16 protein-coding genes and 1 tRNA gene are annotated in these 17,254 nt (G+C 38.5%); 6 read left to right on the top strand and 11 right to left on the bottom strand.

Annotation, left to right across the window (positions count from 1 at the left end; translation table 11 throughout):
* Window positions 1–74 precede the first annotated feature (74 nt).
* A complete protein-coding gene (locus EDX97_RS08685) occupies window positions 75–962 on the bottom strand; it encodes an NlpC/P60 family protein (protein ID WP_221175926.1) in 888 nt (295 codons plus the stop codon).
* A gap of 43 nt (window positions 963–1,005) precedes the next feature.
* Between EDX97_RS08685 and EDX97_RS12120 the strand changes: the two genes are divergently transcribed.
* Complete coding sequence (locus EDX97_RS12120; RefSeq protein WP_276330013.1) at window positions 1,006–1,137, top strand: hypothetical protein; 132 nt, start codon at window positions 1,006–1,008, stop codon at window positions 1,135–1,137.
* 1 nt (window position 1,138) lies between these two features.
* On the opposite strand, the gene EDX97_RS08680 is transcribed toward EDX97_RS12120, so the two are convergent.
* Window positions 1,139–1,226, bottom strand: a tRNA-Leu gene (locus EDX97_RS08680).
* A 13-nt stretch (window positions 1,227–1,239) separates the two neighbouring features.
* On the bottom strand, window positions 1,240–2,535 hold the full coding sequence (gene rlmD, locus EDX97_RS08675) for a 23S rRNA (uracil(1939)-C(5))-methyltransferase RlmD (RefSeq protein ID WP_128520774.1): 1,296 nt from the start codon (window positions 2,533–2,535) through the stop codon (window positions 1,240–1,242).
* Window positions 2,536–2,629: 94 nt separating this feature from the next.
* Here rlmD and EDX97_RS08670 point away from each other — a divergent pair, with 94 nt between their 5' ends.
* Genes EDX97_RS08670 through EDX97_RS08660 form a run of 3 tightly spaced genes read left to right on the top strand, consistent with a single transcriptional unit; the run spans window position 2,630 to window position 6,640 of the window.
* Entirely contained in the window at window positions 2,630–3,064 is a 435-nt protein-coding gene (locus tag EDX97_RS08670) for a MarR family winged helix-turn-helix transcriptional regulator (RefSeq protein ID WP_128520773.1), read from the top strand.
* Entirely contained in the window at window positions 3,058–4,806 is a 1,749-nt protein-coding gene (locus EDX97_RS08665) for an ABC transporter ATP-binding protein (protein ID WP_128520772.1), read from the top strand. The genes EDX97_RS08670 and EDX97_RS08665 overlap by 7 nt, the downstream gene beginning before the upstream one ends.
* Complete coding sequence (locus EDX97_RS08660; RefSeq protein WP_128520771.1) at window positions 4,793–6,640, top strand: ABC transporter ATP-binding protein; 1,848 nt, start codon at window positions 4,793–4,795, stop codon at window positions 6,638–6,640. Before EDX97_RS08665 ends, EDX97_RS08660 begins: the two co-directional genes overlap by 14 nt.
* Window positions 6,641–6,696: 56 nt before the next feature.
* Here EDX97_RS08660 and EDX97_RS08655 read toward each other — a convergent pair whose 3' ends face one another.
* The 4 genes from EDX97_RS08655 to EDX97_RS08640 are packed head-to-tail and all read right to left on the bottom strand — an operon-like array spanning window position 6,697 to window position 12,560.
* Window positions 6,697–7,281 (bottom strand): hypothetical protein, encoded by a 585-nt coding sequence (locus tag EDX97_RS08655; protein ID WP_245978042.1) that lies wholly within the window; start codon window positions 7,279–7,281, stop codon window positions 6,697–6,699.
* A 40-nt stretch (window positions 7,282–7,321) separates the two neighbouring features.
* On the bottom strand, window positions 7,322–8,398 hold the full coding sequence (locus EDX97_RS08650; protein WP_128520769.1) for a CamS family sex pheromone protein: 1,077 nt from the start codon (window positions 8,396–8,398) through the stop codon (window positions 7,322–7,324).
* Window positions 8,385–10,379 carry an NAD-dependent DNA ligase LigA gene (ligA, locus tag EDX97_RS08645; protein ID WP_128520768.1) on the bottom strand — a complete coding sequence of 665 codons (1,995 nt, stop codon included), beginning with the start codon at window positions 10,377–10,379 and terminating at the stop codon, window positions 8,385–8,387. The genes EDX97_RS08650 and ligA overlap by 14 nt, the downstream gene beginning before the upstream one ends.
* A gap of 30 nt (window positions 10,380–10,409) precedes the next feature.
* A complete protein-coding gene (locus EDX97_RS08640) occupies window positions 10,410–12,560 on the bottom strand; it encodes an ATP-dependent helicase (RefSeq protein WP_128520767.1) in 2,151 nt (716 codons plus the stop codon).
* A 128-nt stretch (window positions 12,561–12,688) separates the two neighbouring features.
* Here EDX97_RS08640 and EDX97_RS08635 point away from each other — a divergent pair, with 128 nt between their 5' ends.
* On the top strand, window positions 12,689–13,186 hold the full coding sequence (locus EDX97_RS08635) for an ECF transporter S component (RefSeq protein ID WP_183164326.1): 498 nt from the start codon (window positions 12,689–12,691) through the stop codon (window positions 13,184–13,186).
* A gap of 47 nt (window positions 13,187–13,233) precedes the next feature.
* Here EDX97_RS08635 and EDX97_RS08630 read toward each other — a convergent pair whose 3' ends face one another.
* Together EDX97_RS08630 and EDX97_RS08625 are read right to left on the bottom strand one after the other, a co-directional pair.
* A complete protein-coding gene (locus EDX97_RS08630) occupies window positions 13,234–14,409 on the bottom strand; it encodes a hypothetical protein (protein ID WP_128520765.1) in 1,176 nt (391 codons plus the stop codon).
* A gap of 12 nt (window positions 14,410–14,421) precedes the next feature.
* Window positions 14,422–15,357, bottom strand: coding sequence for an AEC family transporter (locus EDX97_RS08625; protein ID WP_128520764.1), 936 nt, complete (start codon window positions 15,355–15,357; stop codon window positions 14,422–14,424).
* Window positions 15,358–15,395: 38 nt separating this feature from the next.
* Between EDX97_RS08625 and EDX97_RS08620 the strand changes: the two genes are divergently transcribed.
* Complete coding sequence (locus EDX97_RS08620) at window positions 15,396–16,265, top strand: class I SAM-dependent methyltransferase (protein ID WP_128520763.1); 870 nt, start codon at window positions 15,396–15,398, stop codon at window positions 16,263–16,265.
* 83 nt (window positions 16,266–16,348) lie between these two features.
* Here EDX97_RS08620 and EDX97_RS08615 read toward each other — a convergent pair whose 3' ends face one another.
* The gene (locus EDX97_RS08615; RefSeq protein ID WP_128520762.1) at window positions 16,349–16,531 is read right to left on the bottom strand and encodes a ferredoxin; all 183 of its coding nucleotides are present in this window, start codon (window positions 16,529–16,531) and stop codon (window positions 16,349–16,351) included.
* Entirely contained in the window at window positions 16,524–17,198 is a 675-nt protein-coding gene (locus tag EDX97_RS08610; protein WP_128520761.1) for an ATP-binding protein, read from the bottom strand. The genes EDX97_RS08615 and EDX97_RS08610 overlap by 8 nt, the downstream gene beginning before the upstream one ends.
* Between the last annotated feature and the right edge of the window lie 56 nt (window positions 17,199–17,254).

Below are 17,254 nucleotides of genomic sequence, written 5' to 3'. Positions count from 1 at the left end.
TTTAGATTTTATTATATAAATGTATAGTTAACAATAAGATCCATGCATTAAAAAAAGTCGTGCTTTTCACACGACTAATGACGAACATGTACATACGCAATCAATGGTGTGGAACATTGTACATTGGTAATCACGGTTTGATTACCATTCCATCCACCATGTACGGCTTGTCCATTGCCAATATATATAGAAACATGTCCTTGATATACACAGATATCACCCGGAACTGGGTTATCTGTCTGATCCCCTAATGACAAATATTCCGATGGCCATCCATGAAAATTAATGCCTACGGCCTTTAATGAATTGGTTACAAGCATTGTACAATCTTGGTTGACACCAACTTGTGCTTTCGCCGCTTCGGCAATCTTATCATAGAAATCATCTTTATTGACATTGACTGTTAAGTTTGTACTGGTACTACCACCGGCTTCATTAGTGGCGGTAGCCGTTACGGTATATGTACCAACTTGTGCATAATTCACATCACCTTTTAATGTGATGGTTGCATCCTCATCGGTTGATACATAAGAAGTGAGATCCACCGTTTTATTTTGAATCGTATCAATCGTTGATTGGCTCACTTCTAAATTTGGTTTTGGCACCTCAACGGATACAGTGGTTTTTTTCTGTTCTGTTGATGGTAATACTGTATTCTTTTTAGAAAGTTTAAATACGACGTTTTGGTCCCCTTTTTCATCGAGCTCCAATCCCGAAACTTCCATTCGGTATGTTTTCGATTCATAAGTCATGACCTTTTGGTCTTGAATCAAACTTGTATCTTTGTACTTCATAGTTCCTATGTCTTCGGAATAGACTTTTTCAAACACAGGAATAACCGAACCCTTATCTTTGTAATCTACTTTGTATGTGCTCCCCTCGTTGGCAAATACAGGTGTGGCCACTGAACCTAAGCAAGAAACTGTCGCTAAAATCATGGCCCATCTTTTTGCGTAACGCATTAAATCCCTCCGTTTCTTATAAAAAAACCTTTTTTATGAAACCATGAATTTAAAAGAAATGCCACTTTTTAAGCTAAAAGCACACAATTTCACACAGTATTTCCCACTTTTTGAGATAAAGCAAAGAAAAAGCGCTTCCATTTTCCCACATTTGGAAGTGCTTGCATTTACTTAAATGGTGCGGCCGATGCGATTTGAACGCACACAGAAATAATTTCCACAGCCCCCTCAAAGCTGCGTGTCTACCGATTCCACCACGACCGCGTGTAGTCTTATTTTAATCCATTTTTTCTAATTTGGCTACACATTCTATACCATTTGTTTGACAAAATAAATCAACGGGTTGCACATATTCGCAATGATATCCTTCTTGTTCAAAAATCTTGATATCTCGTGCTAATGTCTTTGGGTTACAAGACACATAGACCACACGTTGTGGATTCAATCGAGCAATATCATCGATGCCTTGTTCACTCATTCCTTTTCGTGGTGGATCCACAAATACCACATCCACCTTTTCTTTCATTTCATGAGCAAATACACTCGCATCCATACAATAATAAGAGCCATTGTATAAATCATTTAATGCATAATTTTCCTTCGCATTTTCAACCGCTTCTGGCACAATTTCCACACCAATCACTTGTTTCACATAACGAGCAGCCATCATCCCAATGGTTCCCGTACCAGCATATAGATCAATGACCGTCATTGATGAATCCAGATTTGCAGCTTGTAAGGCTTGTTTGTATAAAACTTCCATTTGCACAGAATTCACTTGGAAGAAAGATTTAAAATGTAGATGAACTTTATTTTCAAAACATGTTGCTAAAATATATGGCTTTCCATAAAGGACTTCGTATTTTTCACCTAAGATCACATTATCTTTTCGATTGTTTTGATTAAAGACAATACTAGCCACATGATCAAATGTCGAAACACAATCTTTTACCAATTGTTCCCAATCATTTTTGTATTGCCCAATCAAAACAATTTGTGATTGATTGGTTGATTGAATGTATCGAATATATAAATGACGTAAGCCTTGTGCCAATGAAACGGTCAAATGCTCTTGAAACCATGCATATAATTCATTGATGACGGGATCTTGAATGGCACATTGTTGAATGGGAACGATGTCATTGGAATGAACACGATAAAATCCCATGAAAACCTGGTTGTTCTTGATCTGAATCGGAAATTGCGCTTTATTTCGGTACGCATACGGATCCTCCATACCCAATGGATACCGAACCTCTTGGTTTGGCATTAAATCTTGTACTAACCTTTGTTTATAAGCCAATTGCGCAGCATAGCGCATATGCTGTAACTGACAACCACCACATTTGTCTGCCACTGGACAAACTGGTTCAATCCGATCCGGACTTGGTTTTATGATTTTAATCAATCGGGCATAGGCATATTTCTTACAAACCTTGGTGATGCCTATTTTCACTTCTTCTTGTGGTAAGACATTGGGAACAAAAACAACCAATCCATCTATACGAGCGACTCCATACGCCATATTCGTAAGATCAATGATCTGCGTTTTGTATACTTCATTTTTCTTCATGTCCACATTCTAAACAATTTATTCATAGATATCAATTGACGAATACACTTATTCGGTGTATATATATTTAGCATGCTAAATAATAGGAGGATTTATGTTTCACTATGGCTATTACTTTAAACATATAAACATAGAAATCAATAAATATATCCAACAACATCTTCAAACACTGGATCTGACCAAGCCTCAGATGGATATTTTATTTATCTTGCATAAACACAAGGATCATTGTATCACCTTAAAAGAACTACAAGATCAGCTACAACTTTCGTATCCGACCTTGACTGGTCTTGTCCACCGATTGGAATCAAAAGGCTATGTAGAACGACGTATCAATGAAAAAGATAAACGCATTCATTATATTGTTGAAACGGAAGAAGCCAAAAAGATCCATCATCAAATTCGTCATGTATTTCAAGATCTTGAATCGCAACTCATGAAAAATATCGATGAACCGGCGCAACAATCTTTACAATCTATGTTGATTCAAATCTTACAGAATATAGAAATGGAGGAAAAAACATGCTAAAAATCATTCTTTCTGAACTCAAAGAATACAAACACGCAACCATTGTTACCCCACTATGGGTCATTCTCGAAGCGTTGATGGAAGTCTTCATTCCGTATCAATTGTCCATCATGGTCGATCAAGGCATTGAAAAAGGCGATATGCATATCGTTGGCATCAGTGCTACATTGATGCTTGGCGCTGCCATACTCTCTCTATTTTGTGGTTTCCAAAGTGGAAAATATGCCGCCTATGCTTCGAGTGGTTTTGCCAAAAATCTTCGAAAAGCTGAATATGAAAACATTTCGAATTTTTCTTTCAAAGAAATCGATGACTATTCCACTGGTTCATTGATTACCCGTATGACAACAGACGTAACCAATGTACAAATGGCTTTTATGATGGTTATTCGTACTTGTGCACGTGCCCCTATGATGTTAATTGCCTCATTAGTCATGACCTTTTGGATCAACCGTAAGATTGCATTGATTTTCTTGATTGTCAGTATTTTCCTTGCTGCCGTATTATTTAGTGTCATCTTCATCGTACGTCCAATCTTTAATCGTTTATTTAAAAAATACGATGCCCTGAATGCACGTATTCAAGAAAATATCACCGGTATCCGTGTTGTGAAATCCTTTGTACGCGAACCCTATGAAATCAATAAATTCAAACAAACCAGTGAAGATCTATTCAAGACCCAACGCAAAGCCGAACGCATCTTAAGTATTAACTCACCAGCCATGCAGCTTTCCGCCTATATCATGATTTTAGGTATTTCCTGGGTCGGTGCCCATATGATCGTTAGTTCCCAACTCACAACCGGTCAATTCATGACATTGCTAACCTATGTCATGAACATCTTATTTTCATTGATGATGTTATCGATGGTTGTCGTTATGGTTTCAATGTCCATTGCTTCTGGTCAAAGAATTAGTGAAGTATTAACACAAAAGAGTTCCATTGTATCTCCAGAAAATGCTGTTACTTCCGTTCCGGATGGAAGCATTCAATTTGATCATGTGTATTTTGATTATGGAAAAAATGATAAAGAAGACGAACATGTATTGAGTGATATCAATCTTTCTATTCCTACTGGATCAACGGTTGGCATCTTTGGTGCGACTGGAAGTTCAAAATCCAGCCTCGTACAATTGATTCCACGTTTATACGATGTAACAGCCGGATCCATAAAAGTTGGTGGTATCGATGTTCGTAAATATGAGGTAGAAGTATTACGTGATAATGTCGCTATGGTTCTTCAAAAGAATATCTTATTCTCTGGTTCCATCAAAGACAACATGCGTTGGGGAAATCCAAAAGCGAGTGATGAAGAAATTCTGGAAGCTTGTCAATGGGCACAAGCCGATGAATTCATTCAAAAAATGCCAGATAAATATGATAGTCATATTGAACGTGGTGGAGCCAATGTTTCCGGTGGTCAAAGACAACGATTATGTATTGCACGTGCCCTGTTGAAAAAACCAAAAATCTTGATCCTGGATGATTCAACTAGTGCCGTGGATACCAAGACCGATGCACTGATTCGTCAGGCATTTAAAGAAAAAGTACCACATATTACACGTTTGATCATTTCCCAACGTATCAGTTCCATTCAAGATGCAGATACGATCATTGTATTAAATAATGGAAAAATCGATGCCGTTGGTAATCATGAAACCTTATTAAAAACATCACCAACATATAAAGAAACATTTGAAGCCCAACAAGAAGGAGGAGGTGATTTTGATGAAGCAGAATAGTTTAGTCCGTATTATTAAAGAAGTTCTTCATAATTATCCCATCCATGCTCTTCTTGTATTGATCTTCATCATTGTTTCATCTGTGGCCAGTGTCTATGGCAGCATGTTCATGCAACAATTGGTCGATAACTACATCACACCACTGTTGAGTCAAAGTCATCCAAATTATATGCCATTGCTCCATGCCTTGATCCAATTATCGATCATCTTTCTGATTGGTGTATTGGCAAACTGGTTATTTAATTTCTTATGTGTAACCATTTCCGTTGGTTCTTTGAAAAAATTGCGTGATGGCTTATTTAAACACATGGAATCCTTGCCCATTGGCTACTTTGATACCCATGCCCATGGTGATATGATGTCGGTTTATACCAACGATATCGATACGTTACGTCAATTGTTGTCGCAAAGTATTCCTATGGCTCTTTCTTCGTTGATTACGATCATTACTGTATCCATTTCCATGTTGATCTTAAATATTCCTTTGGCTTGTGTCACATTTGCAGTTGGTGCTTTAATGATCATTGTTTCTAAAAATGTATCAAAAAAATCAAGTAAATATTTTATTCGCCAACAAAAAGATTTAGGAACAGTCAATGGTTTTATCGAAGAGATGATGGAAGGAAGCAAAGTCATTAAAGTCTTCAACCATGAACAAGCTTCCATCGAAGAATTCAATCAATACAATGAAGATTTATTTCATGCCGCTGATAAAGCCAATAAATACGCCAATGTGTTGATGCCAATCTTAGGCAATATGGGCTATATTTCTTTGGTCTTAAATGCCTTAGTGGGATCCATCTTAGCCATCAATCATGTGGGTGGTTTGACCCTAGGTACTATTGCTGCCTTTATCCAATTGAATCGTTCTTTCAATGGTCCAATTGGCCAGATTTCAACGCAATTAAATGCGATCATTATGGCACAAGCAGGTGCACAACGAATTTGTGAACTACAAGACGCTATTAGCGAAGTGGATGATGGTCGTGTAACCTTAGTCAATATGAAACAAGATGAACAAGGCAATTGGCATGAATGCCACGAAAATACAGGTCATTGGTTCTGGGCCCATCCAAGAAAAGAAGGTACTGAATATGTGGAATTAAAGGGAGATGTTCGTTTCCATGATGTTTCCTTTAGCTATACACCAGAAAAAGAAATTCTCCATGATATCAATCTATTTGCGAAACCTGGTCAAAAGATTGCGTTTGTTGGACCAACCGGTGCTGGAAAAACGACCATCACCAACTTGATCAATCGTTTCTACGATATCCAACAAGGATCCATCACCTATGATGGTATCGATGTCAAATTGATCAAGAAGAAAGATCTTCGTCATTCATTAGGTATCGTCCTTCAAGATGTCAATTTATTTACAGGTACGGTCATGGATAATATTCGTTATGGTAATTTAGAAGCCAGTGATGAAGATTGTATTGCAGCTGCCAAACTAGCCAATGCCCATGAATTTATCATGCACTTGGAACATGGCTATAACACGATCATCAATGGTGAAAGCTTATCGCAAGGTCAACGACAACTGCTTTCTATTGCTCGTGCGGCTGTTGCCGATCCACCAGTTTTGATTCTAGATGAAGCCACGTCTTCCATTGATACCCATACTGAACGAATCGTTCAGGAAGGTATGGATAAACTAATGGAAGGTCGTACCGTCTTTGTAATTGCGCATCGTTTATCCACCATTCAGAATGCCAATGCCATCATGGTCTTAGAACAAGGTAAGATCATTGAACGTGGTAACCACGAAGATCTATTGAAACAAAAAGGCAAATATTACCAGTTATATACGGGTTCCTTTGCCGATAATGCCTAAGAGACTTTCTCTTAGGTATTTTTTTCGCATAGAAAAAGGCAAAGCTTACGCCTTGCCTAACGTGTGATTTCATTGACCAATTCCTGATCTTTCGGTGTTGTTAAAACATCCGTTGTTTTCTTACCAGGTGCCGTCTTTGTAATCTTGATATATATCTGACCCGATTGTGGATGTGAATTATCAACCACATAGTTATAGCCATCGACTTCTAGATCATACATCTTTCCTTTACTTGTATTTGTAAAATAGGTTTCAATCGGAAGTAATTTATTCACTTCACTATATGCTTCTTCCGTAATTTGGTTGATCGTGGCTTGATCTGCATCATCTGCACAATCTAAATTCACACGTAAAGTTGCACTCTCCAACGTAACGGTTGCATCCGATACGCCATCAATTTTAGCTACCTTCGTTTGTACTTCTGCAACATTTTCCGTTGTGATTTTAGGATCGAGATCGCCATCTTGGAATCGATTGCCTTCTACTGGACGATCACCACCTATGGCACTAGTTGCCACAACATATAATACGAAAACAATGGGAATCGCAATCAAGATCAACGTGATCCAAACAAGTTTGTGTCCCTGTTTGCGTTTCACCTTCTTTATTCGTTTCGGTTTTCTTGTTTTTTCTTCTTGCATACGCATGTCTCCTGGCTTTCATTATAACATACTCTGCAAACTACATGGAAGTAACACTCTGTACTTCTGTCGAGTTTGCGGCTCGCTTCATCATACAATACACGGTATCATTATTCATGATTCGTACTGTATATTCGCACGTACGCTTTTTGAATTTCGATAAATTTTTCTGTGCACTCTGTGAAACAGCCAACATTTCTCCCGCTGTTTTTCCATGGGCTGTAATTTCAATGGTCATTTTGGTGAGGGTATCCCCTTCGTACTCAGCAGAACCAATCACATACGTATTATCCGGCAGAACATCTTTCATCGCATCTTGGAAAGAAGTAAATTGATCGGCCGTTGTAGAATCTTTACTCGTCAAGCTCGTACTTGGCACTCGATACCATTTTTCATCCAATGCCGTATAATCTTGGTTATTTCCTTCAAAATAACCAGAATAGATATAGCCGCCCGTATCATCTGCGGTTTCACTTCCATTTAATTCATACGTTGCTACATAGATAGGAATATTATCATTGATCTCATTAAAGCGAGAACGCATATAATTGACCAATTTTGTGGATGTGACTTTTAAATACTCTCGCATCTTCGACTTTTTAATTTTTGTGTTCTTATCTCCCACTCGATCATTGACAACAAGACCCAAAGAAATGCCTTTTAGATCATCTTTGGCATACCAATCTAATTCATAGATATCCACCAAAATCGTAGCACCTTTGACTTTACCATTGCCCGTATCAAATTCATCATTGGTACTTGGATTTAAGCCGTTGGGATTGTCATCACGTAAAGTTCCTAATAATCCACGGGAACCATCGGTCGCATCCAATTCATCATAATCCAAGAATGTATGCGTTTTATATCCCACTTCACTTGGTGAAAAATGTTGTTTGGAAAGATCCATTAAACCATCTTCAATTTGTATACGAACATCTTCACTCGCAATGATACCTACATGTTTTACCCGTGTATCACTGGATTCATACGGCAAGATCGCACTGTATTCTTCTTGTTGATTCGACGATGTATTGGAATTGGACGTAATGGCAGAACAACCACTACCACTAACTAAAGAAGCACAAAGAATGCCTACGAATATATTACGCTTGCGCATTTTCTACCTCCTGTAAGAATTCATCTTCACTCATCGTTGCGACACCTAACGATTGGGCTTTCGCCAATTTTGAACCTGCTGCCGTTCCATAAATGACATAATCGGTTTTTTTCGAAACCGAACCCGATACATTGGCACCTAATGAAATCAAAATAGCTTTGGCTTCATTTCGAGTATAGTGTTCCAACGTACCTGTCAATACACATGTTTTATTCGTGAATCGACTCTGTTGGATAGATTGTTTCGTTTGTGTCATACAAAGTCCCTGCTCTTTTAATACTTGAATCAAATGAAGATTTTTTTCTTCTTGAAAAAACGCAACAACGCTTTCAGCAGTAATTTGACCAATATCTTTGATTTGCACCAAATCATCGATGGAGGCTTGCATCAGTGCATCCATGGAACCAAACGCATTCGCTAAAATCATAGCGGCTTTCTTACCTACTTGACGAATACCCAGTCCAAATAATAAAACACCTAATTCTTGTTTTTTACTGGCTTCGATTTGTTCTAATAATTTATCTACCGATTTTGCTTGGTAATGCGGTTTGTTCAATAACTCCTCTCGATGATCTTTCAAAAAATAAATATCTTCGATGGAGTTCAATAAACCCCAAGTATGCAACTGTTCAATTTTCTTATCGCCCAACGTTTCAATATCCATCGCATCTCTAGATGCAAAATGAATCATACTCTCAACGACTCGTGCCGGACAATCTTGGTTTACACAATAATGAGCTGCTTCATCCTCAAAACGGACCAATTTTGACCCACAAACAGGACAAGTAGACGGAAAAACATACGGCTTCTGGGTCCCATCCCGACGCTCAGGGATTGCTCGCACAACTTCTGGTATGATTTCTCCGGCTTTATGAATGACCACAATATCGCCAATACGCAAATCTTTATGAAGGATCATATCCTCATTATGCAAGGTAGCTGCTTGTACCGTCGTTCCAGCTACACGAACTGGTTCTAAGACTGCATTCGGTGTGATCTTTCCTGTTCTTCCCACCGTTAATTGAATATCCAACAAACGAGTTTGTACTTCTTCAGCCGGAAATTTATACGCAATCGCATAACGCGGTACTTTCACTGTCGTACCTAAACGACGAGAATCCGGTAAAGAATTTAATTTAATGACCATTCCATCAATTTCATAAGGCAAATTCTCTCGTTTTTGACTTATTTCTTGGATGAATGCCCAAATTTCATCGGCATTCTTACAAACTTTTCGAATCGGATTGACTCGAAAATGCAGATCATGCATTTTTTCCAATGCTTCTTCTTGGGTCAAAATCCCAAAATCCTGGGCATTTTGGAAATAATACCAATACGCATCCAATTTTCGAGAAGCACAAATGCGGGAGTCCAATTGACGAATCGAACCGGCTGCTGCATTTCGTGGGTTCGCAAAAGGCTTTTTATTTTCGGCTTTTTGTTTTTCATTTAATGCTTCAAAGCTCTTTTTGGGCATATACACTTCCCCACGTACTTCAACATGCTGAGAAGTAGGAATATGCATAGGAATCGAAGGGATAGTACGAATATTATTGGAAACGTCTTCACCAACGGTACCATCGCCACGGGTTACGGCACGGATAAACTCGCCATTTTCATAGGTTAGCGACATCGCCAATCCATCGTACTTGCATTCCACCACATATTCTGCATCTGCTACGCTTTCTTCAATTCGACTACAAAACGCTCGAATTTCGTCAAGATTAAAAATATCGGAAAGTGACAACATCAAAGATGTATGGGTTACTTTTTCAAAGCCATCTAAGACCGAACCAATGATACGTTGACTTGGCGAATTCGCATCATACATTTCTGGATGTTTTTGTTCCAAATGAATCAATTCATCCAATAATCGATCATATTCTTGATCCGGTACAATCGGATCATCATAGACATAATATGCGATTGAATATTCTTCTAATATTTTTCTTAATTCTAGAATTCGTTTCTTTTCATCCATATAAATTTACCTATTAATGTTTAAATTATATCACGAAACCACTTTCTTGAGAGATGGATGCAGAATATTCAACTTTTTCACACCAATCTTATGATCAAAGGCAATGGTGGCCACACGCCCTTCAATTTTAATGATGACACCTTGTCCATATACAGTATGTTCGACAAGATCCCCTTTTCGATATTTCGAATGATGGCCTGCTTTTGGGCGCGAAGATAAAATCGGTTTTTGTGGTTGATTTCTTGTTTGTATAGCATCTGACTCAATAAACGTATCTGGTATTTCTTTCAAAAACCGACTTGGCAATTTATTGCCTTCCAACATATAACTATAGCCCCGATTATACGTGATATATAACGCTTTTTTAGCACGTGTCATCGCTACATAACACAATCGTCTTTCTTCTTCTAACGCCGCATTTCCACCTTCGTCCATAGAACGTAAGCTTGGAAAAATACCATCATTAAAATTCACTAAAAAGACTGTATCAAATTCCAAGCCTTTGGCTGCATGCACCGTCATCAAAAGGATATGATCCGAATTAGCCACTTCATTACGATCCGTAAACAAAGAAATATCTTGCAGATACGTTTCTAAAGTCGTATCTGGATTCTCTTGTACCGTTTGGGCGATATCTTGTTTTAATTCTTTCAAGTTATCGATACGCGCCGTATCTTCTTCTTGTTCCAACATATTCATATAGCCTGAACGATCTAATACATAATCTAAGAAATCTTCCAAAGCATAGTCCTCGCGATGAGAACGTAAATCATCAATCAAATGAACAAAGTCTTCACAACGTTTTTTGGTGGCGCCTGTCAGATCTTCACTATGACGCATGGTCTCCAACATATTGATGTGACGACGACTAGCTTCATCTTGAATTTTTTGTAATGATACCGCACCAATTTTTCTTCGTGGTTGGTTGATTACACGCGTTACGGCTAAATCCAACGAGAACTGTTGTGGATCTTCTAGATCGGGACGCGTACATAATTTCAAGTACGATAAGGCATCCTTAATTTCTTGTCGTTCATAAAAACGAATACCACCATACACCACATAAGGAATACCGGCCTGTCGCATCCGCTTTTCAAACGCACGAGATGTGTAGTTAGAACGATACAATACGGCCATATTCGCATAAGGAACGCCTTGATCGTGTCTTTGTTTCACTAATCTTGCGACATACAATGGTTCTTGATCATCATCCGATTCACAATGTACATGGATCTTTTCATTGCCAGGCAATTGGGTAAAAAGATCTTTTTTGATTCGGGATTGATTATGGGCAATGACCGCATTGGAAGCATTTAATATAGGTTGGGTACTGCGATAGTTTTGATTCAAGATCAAAGTCTTACAATCGGGAAAATCTTTATCAAATCGTAAGATGATATCCACCGAAGCACCACGCCATGTATAAATCGTTTGATCTGGATCACCGACAACACAAAGTTTTGTATCTGGTCCAGTCAACAATCGAATGATGCCATATTGGGTCGGATCCACATCTTGAAACTCATCGACATGAATATAATCCAAACGATTTTGCCATTTCTCTCGAACTTCACGATCAAAGTTTAATAAATGATTGCCTTCCAATAATAAATCATCAAAGTCAAAGGCTTTCATTTCCTTCTTTTTCTTTTCATATTTCCGATACAATTTGACCATGATTTCTTGATCTTCGGTTTGTACATAATTTTCCGCTTCATCCGGATCCACATGTGCCATCTTATGACTGGAAATAAAACCAATCACTTTATTCACTGGAAAACTTTTCTTATCGATATCCAACTCTCGATAGAAAGGATTCAAGATGGATCGTTGATCATCGCTATCTAAGATCGTAAAGGATTTTGGATAGCCTAACTTATCCGCATCTTCACGTAATATTCGTACACACAAAGCATGAATCGTTGAAATACGCACACTATAGGCATCTTCTCCCAATAAATGGATCAGGCGTTCTTTCATTTCATTGGTTGCCTTATTCGTAAATGTGATAGCAAGAATACGACTGGGATATACGCCAATCGTGTTGACCAAATATACGATACGTGCCATCAATACACGTGTTTTTCCAGATCCAGCCCCAGCAATGATACGCACGTGCGAATCAATGGTCGTTGCTGCTTTATATTGATTTTCATTTAAAGAGTCCAGTACTTCTGTCATTTTATCACCGTGCTTTATCATATCACGGTTCAATTTGTTATGTATAGAATGAATACCATCTATTATTTTCTTTAATTAGACAAACGCCAAAATTTGCGCTAGAGTATGCCTAAGGAAGGGTGATGAATATGTCGACACAAAAAGAAACACATCGTATTGTTCTTGTTGCCTTGGGCATTGCACTGGTTGCCATTACGACACTATTGATTCGTATCCCCAATGGTCTTCAGGGCTATGTCAATGTGGGCGATGCCGTTATTTTTATCTTCGCTGTATTGGTTGATCCAGTCGATGCACTATTGATTGGTGGTATTGGTTCTGCCATTGCCGATATTGCTGGTGGATATGCCTATTATGCAATCTTTACTTTGATCATAAAAGGAATCGAAGGCTATGTCGCTAGTCGATTATACAAACAGTGGAATAGAGGTTGGTTAGCTTTTCTCATTGCTGCCATTTGGATGATTGGTGGTTATCTCATTGCAGATAGCATCGTCAATCAAAGCTTTTGGTTGGGATTAGCCTCCGTAACCGGAAACTTGGTGCAAGGAGGTGCAAGTGTGATCATTGCGACCGCATTAGAACCTGCTATTAAAAAAGCCGCCATTCGAAGATTTTCTTTTTAGTCAGCTTGGCTGACTATTTTTTTTGGCAAAAGAAAAAGCCTAGATGACTAGGCTTGATGAACAAATCCACTTTCTTTGATGCATTGTTTGATATATGGAATATCCTTTGTATCCGCAATGATCGCATGGAAATACAAACCACGATCCTCTTCTTCCAATAAAGCATCTATCATGGTTGCTCCTTCTTCGGTCCATTGCGTAAAATAAAATTGTTTTCCATCATACGTAATCGGTTCTTCATGCAGTAATTCATCCAAATGTGAACAGATGCCTGGTTGTTTACTAGCCATCAATAGCCAAGACCATTGCGATTCATCATTATAAGGTGACATTAAACATAAAGCTTCATTGACCGGATCGACACTTCTTTCACTGGCTCCATCCGCTACTACCTTTACATCGTCAAAAAGATGGTACACTTCTTTGGTCCGATATTGAATGGCTTCTTGTTCCATTGCATGAGCATGTTCCAATTGAGGTTGACGACCCAGCTGTTGACATAAATCTTCATACACATCCAGTGGCAACGAAATATGTGGATCTTTCCGATTCGCTAATTCAATAAAATCACAAATTTCATTCGCATGTTTGATCGTATCCGCATTCATGGTCGCATAAGGACCAACCCCTTCTTTAGCCAGTGTGACTAAAGCGGCATTCTTGTAGTAACGGGCATTCTTTTCCCAGTCATTCCAGACAAAGAAACTGTCCATCAAATCATGGGCTTCCATACGGGCAAATTCCGAAATGTCCATATCGCCAATGGCTGTAGAAATGCGTCCATCTTTTTCAATAGGTAAAAAATAGGTCTGATCAAACATATAGTTCATATTTCGTACTTCCGGATTTTTCAACAATAAATCCTTCAAGTATACGATTTCATCTTCATAGATGTGGTGTAAACGATGAAAATCTTCATCGGCATCAAAATCTAGATCATCAACCAATTCATATTCACCAGGACATTCTGTTTGAATATCTTTACAAAATTCAACCGCAAACGCATGAAAGCCAGCTCCACCATGTCGCGTATTGGCTTCAATGATCACATTATTATCTTCTTCCGTGATCACAATATTGCCTTGCACACAAGCATAGATCACGACACGATCACCTTGTTCTTCGATCTGCATATGTTCTCGTTTACAGAGAGCACCCATCACTTGATACAATTCATTTTTTTCTTTTTCGTTTCGATCCTTACAAATCATCCGTACAAACATACTTTTGACCTCCTAAATCCATCCATGAGACTTCATTATAAAGAGCCACATCGTTAAAGTAAAGGCAGACACTAATGTAGTCAAAGAAACAACGGCTGCACTCAGTTCACCTTTGTGATGCATATTGATGGCCATCACATAACTGGAAACCGTAGTGGCAGAACCCATCATCACCAAAAGCGCAACTAAATAACTATTGCGAAATCCCATTCGAATCGCCAATGGCATAAATAACGCAACAAAGCCAACTAATTTCATAAAGGTTGCGACAATGGTTTGTTTCCATACTCTTCCCATACTATGAAATTCAAATGCCGCACCCATCGCAATTAAAGATAATGGAGTAGCTAAATTTGCCACCGATTGGACGACTTTTCCAAAAATAATGGGATATGGCAAGTGGCATACCGACCAAAATAACCCAACCACGATCCCAATCAGGATTGGATTGGTCAAAATACCAATCAAGCTTTGTTTAATGGCACCTTCCTTTTTTTCAGAACTTGTTAGCGTCAATATGACTACGGCTGCTACATTATATAAAGGAACCGTACCAATGATCATCAATGGTGCCATGCCCGATGTACCATAAATATTTAAGATAAACGCCAATCCCAAAATGGCCGCACTACTTCGATACGTCGCTTGAATAAATTCACCACGCTCGGCTTTATCATGAATCGGTAGTGATAAAATAAATGCAATACCAATGGATGTCAAAGTGACCACAAAACAAAATAAGACATATTTTCCATTCCAAGCTTTCGAAAAGTCTTGTTGCGCTAAATCTTGAAACACCAAAACCGGTAACGCAATCTGAAACGCAAATCGATTCATCTTATTGGCCAAATCTTTATCTAAGATATGCACTTTTTCAAAAAAATAACCCAAGACGATCAATAAAAAAACAGGAATCGTCGCTTCTAAACTAAAAATCAAATTATCCATGGGTTTATTATATCACGAAGTTACTATATAATATCCATATGAATCAAATCGCAAAAGACTGGAAAGACTATGAAGTCATTGATACAGGAAATAAAGAAAAATTAGAACGTTGGAATCACATTATTTTACGTCGACCCGATCCGGTTTGTATCTGGCCCATCGAAGATTCCACACCATGGAAACAGGCCGATGCCATCTATCATCGCTCTCACAAAGGTGGTGGTTACTGGGAAACCAAGAAACCAACCAAAGAATTCTGGACCATTGGTTATAAAGAATTACGCTTTAAAATTAGTCCCACCGGATTCAAACACACGGGTTTATTCCCCGAACAAGCAGCGAATTGGGATTTTATCATGAAATCTATTCGTGACTCTTCTCGAAGTGATATTCGCATTTTGAATTTATTTGCGTATACGGGTGGAGCTACCATGGCAGCTGCCAAAGCCGGTGCGAGTGAAGTCGTACATGTCGATGCTGCCAAAGGCATGATCCAATGGGCCAAAGAAAATATGCAGATCAATCATCTGGAAGATCATAAAATTCGTTTTATTGTCGATGATTGTTTAAAGTTTGTGAAACGAGAACAACGTCGTAATCGAACGTATGATGGTATCATCATGGATCCTCCAAGCTATGGTCGGGGTCCTAAAAAAGAACTTTGGAAATTGGAAGATAATCTCTATGAATTGGTCAATGAAACCCAAAAGTTATTAAGTGACGATCCATTATTTCTCATCGTGAATTGTTATACAACGGGTTTTTCTTGTCAAACGCTACAAGAAACATTAAAAAGAAGTGTTCAAAAAGAACATGGTGGTTCCATTGAAACCGGTGAAAACCTATTGCCAGTCACTCACAATCATAGCGTCTTACCTTGTGGTATTTTTGGCCGTTGGATTCCATAACATTATTTGCGCAGAATTTTCTGCGTTTTTTTCATTTCCATCAAAAAAAGCTGCCTTCGTAAAAGACAGCTTGCAGGGATATATTATTTTTTTTGGATGGCACCAACTGGACAGCTTCTTTGTGCTTCTTCAGCTGCTGGATCTTCCGTATCCACATCTTTCGCATGGGCTTGATAACTATCCTCACCCATTTCAAACACATCTGGACAAAGGCCCACACACATACCACAACCGATGCATTGATCATTGACTTCGTATTTACTCATCTAAAATCCTCCCATCTCGAGAAATCGTTACGACTTGCCATGGAATAAATTTACCACTTGCTTGCAAAGCTTTTTTTGCGGCCATTTCCAAGCCACCGCAACAAGGCACTTCCATTCGTACGATCTTCACGCTTTTGATCGTATTACGAGAAAGAATCGCTGTTAATTTTTCACTATAGTCGACTGGATCCAACTTTGGACAACCTACACAAACAATATGTCCTTGGATAAAATCTTGATGAAAATTCGCATAGGCATAGGCCGTACAATCCGCCGCAATCAATAATTTCGCATTATCATAAAAAGGAGCTTCAATAGGCAATAATTGAATTTGTACCGGCCATTGACGTAATTGGCTGGTTTGTACAACGGAAACTTCTTCCGGTTCTTTTCGATCAAACATTTGTACTTGATGACCTGGACAACCACTCATTTGTTTATGACGCTGTACCGCAATCTCATCATAAGCCGCAGCTTCTTTCTTTTGAATCTGAATCGCACCTGTTGGACATTCTGGTAAACAATCTCCAAACCCATCACAATAATCTTCACGAATCAAATGAGCTTTCCCACTGATCATTTCAATGGCGCCTTCATGACAAGCGTGCGCACAAGCACCACATCCATTACATTTTGATTCATCGATCGTAATAATATCTCTTAACATGCATTTCCTCCCGTTTTGTATTGTTATTACTATACCAGGAAACAATTTCTTTTTTC

Source organism: Absicoccus porci (assembly GCF_003725415.1).
GTDB classification, from domain to species: domain Bacteria; phylum Bacillota_I; class Bacilli_A; order Erysipelotrichales; family Erysipelotrichaceae; genus Absicoccus; species Absicoccus porci.
The sequence above is the reverse complement of the archived record's forward strand: the minus strand, read 5'-3'. Positions and strand labels throughout refer to the sequence as shown.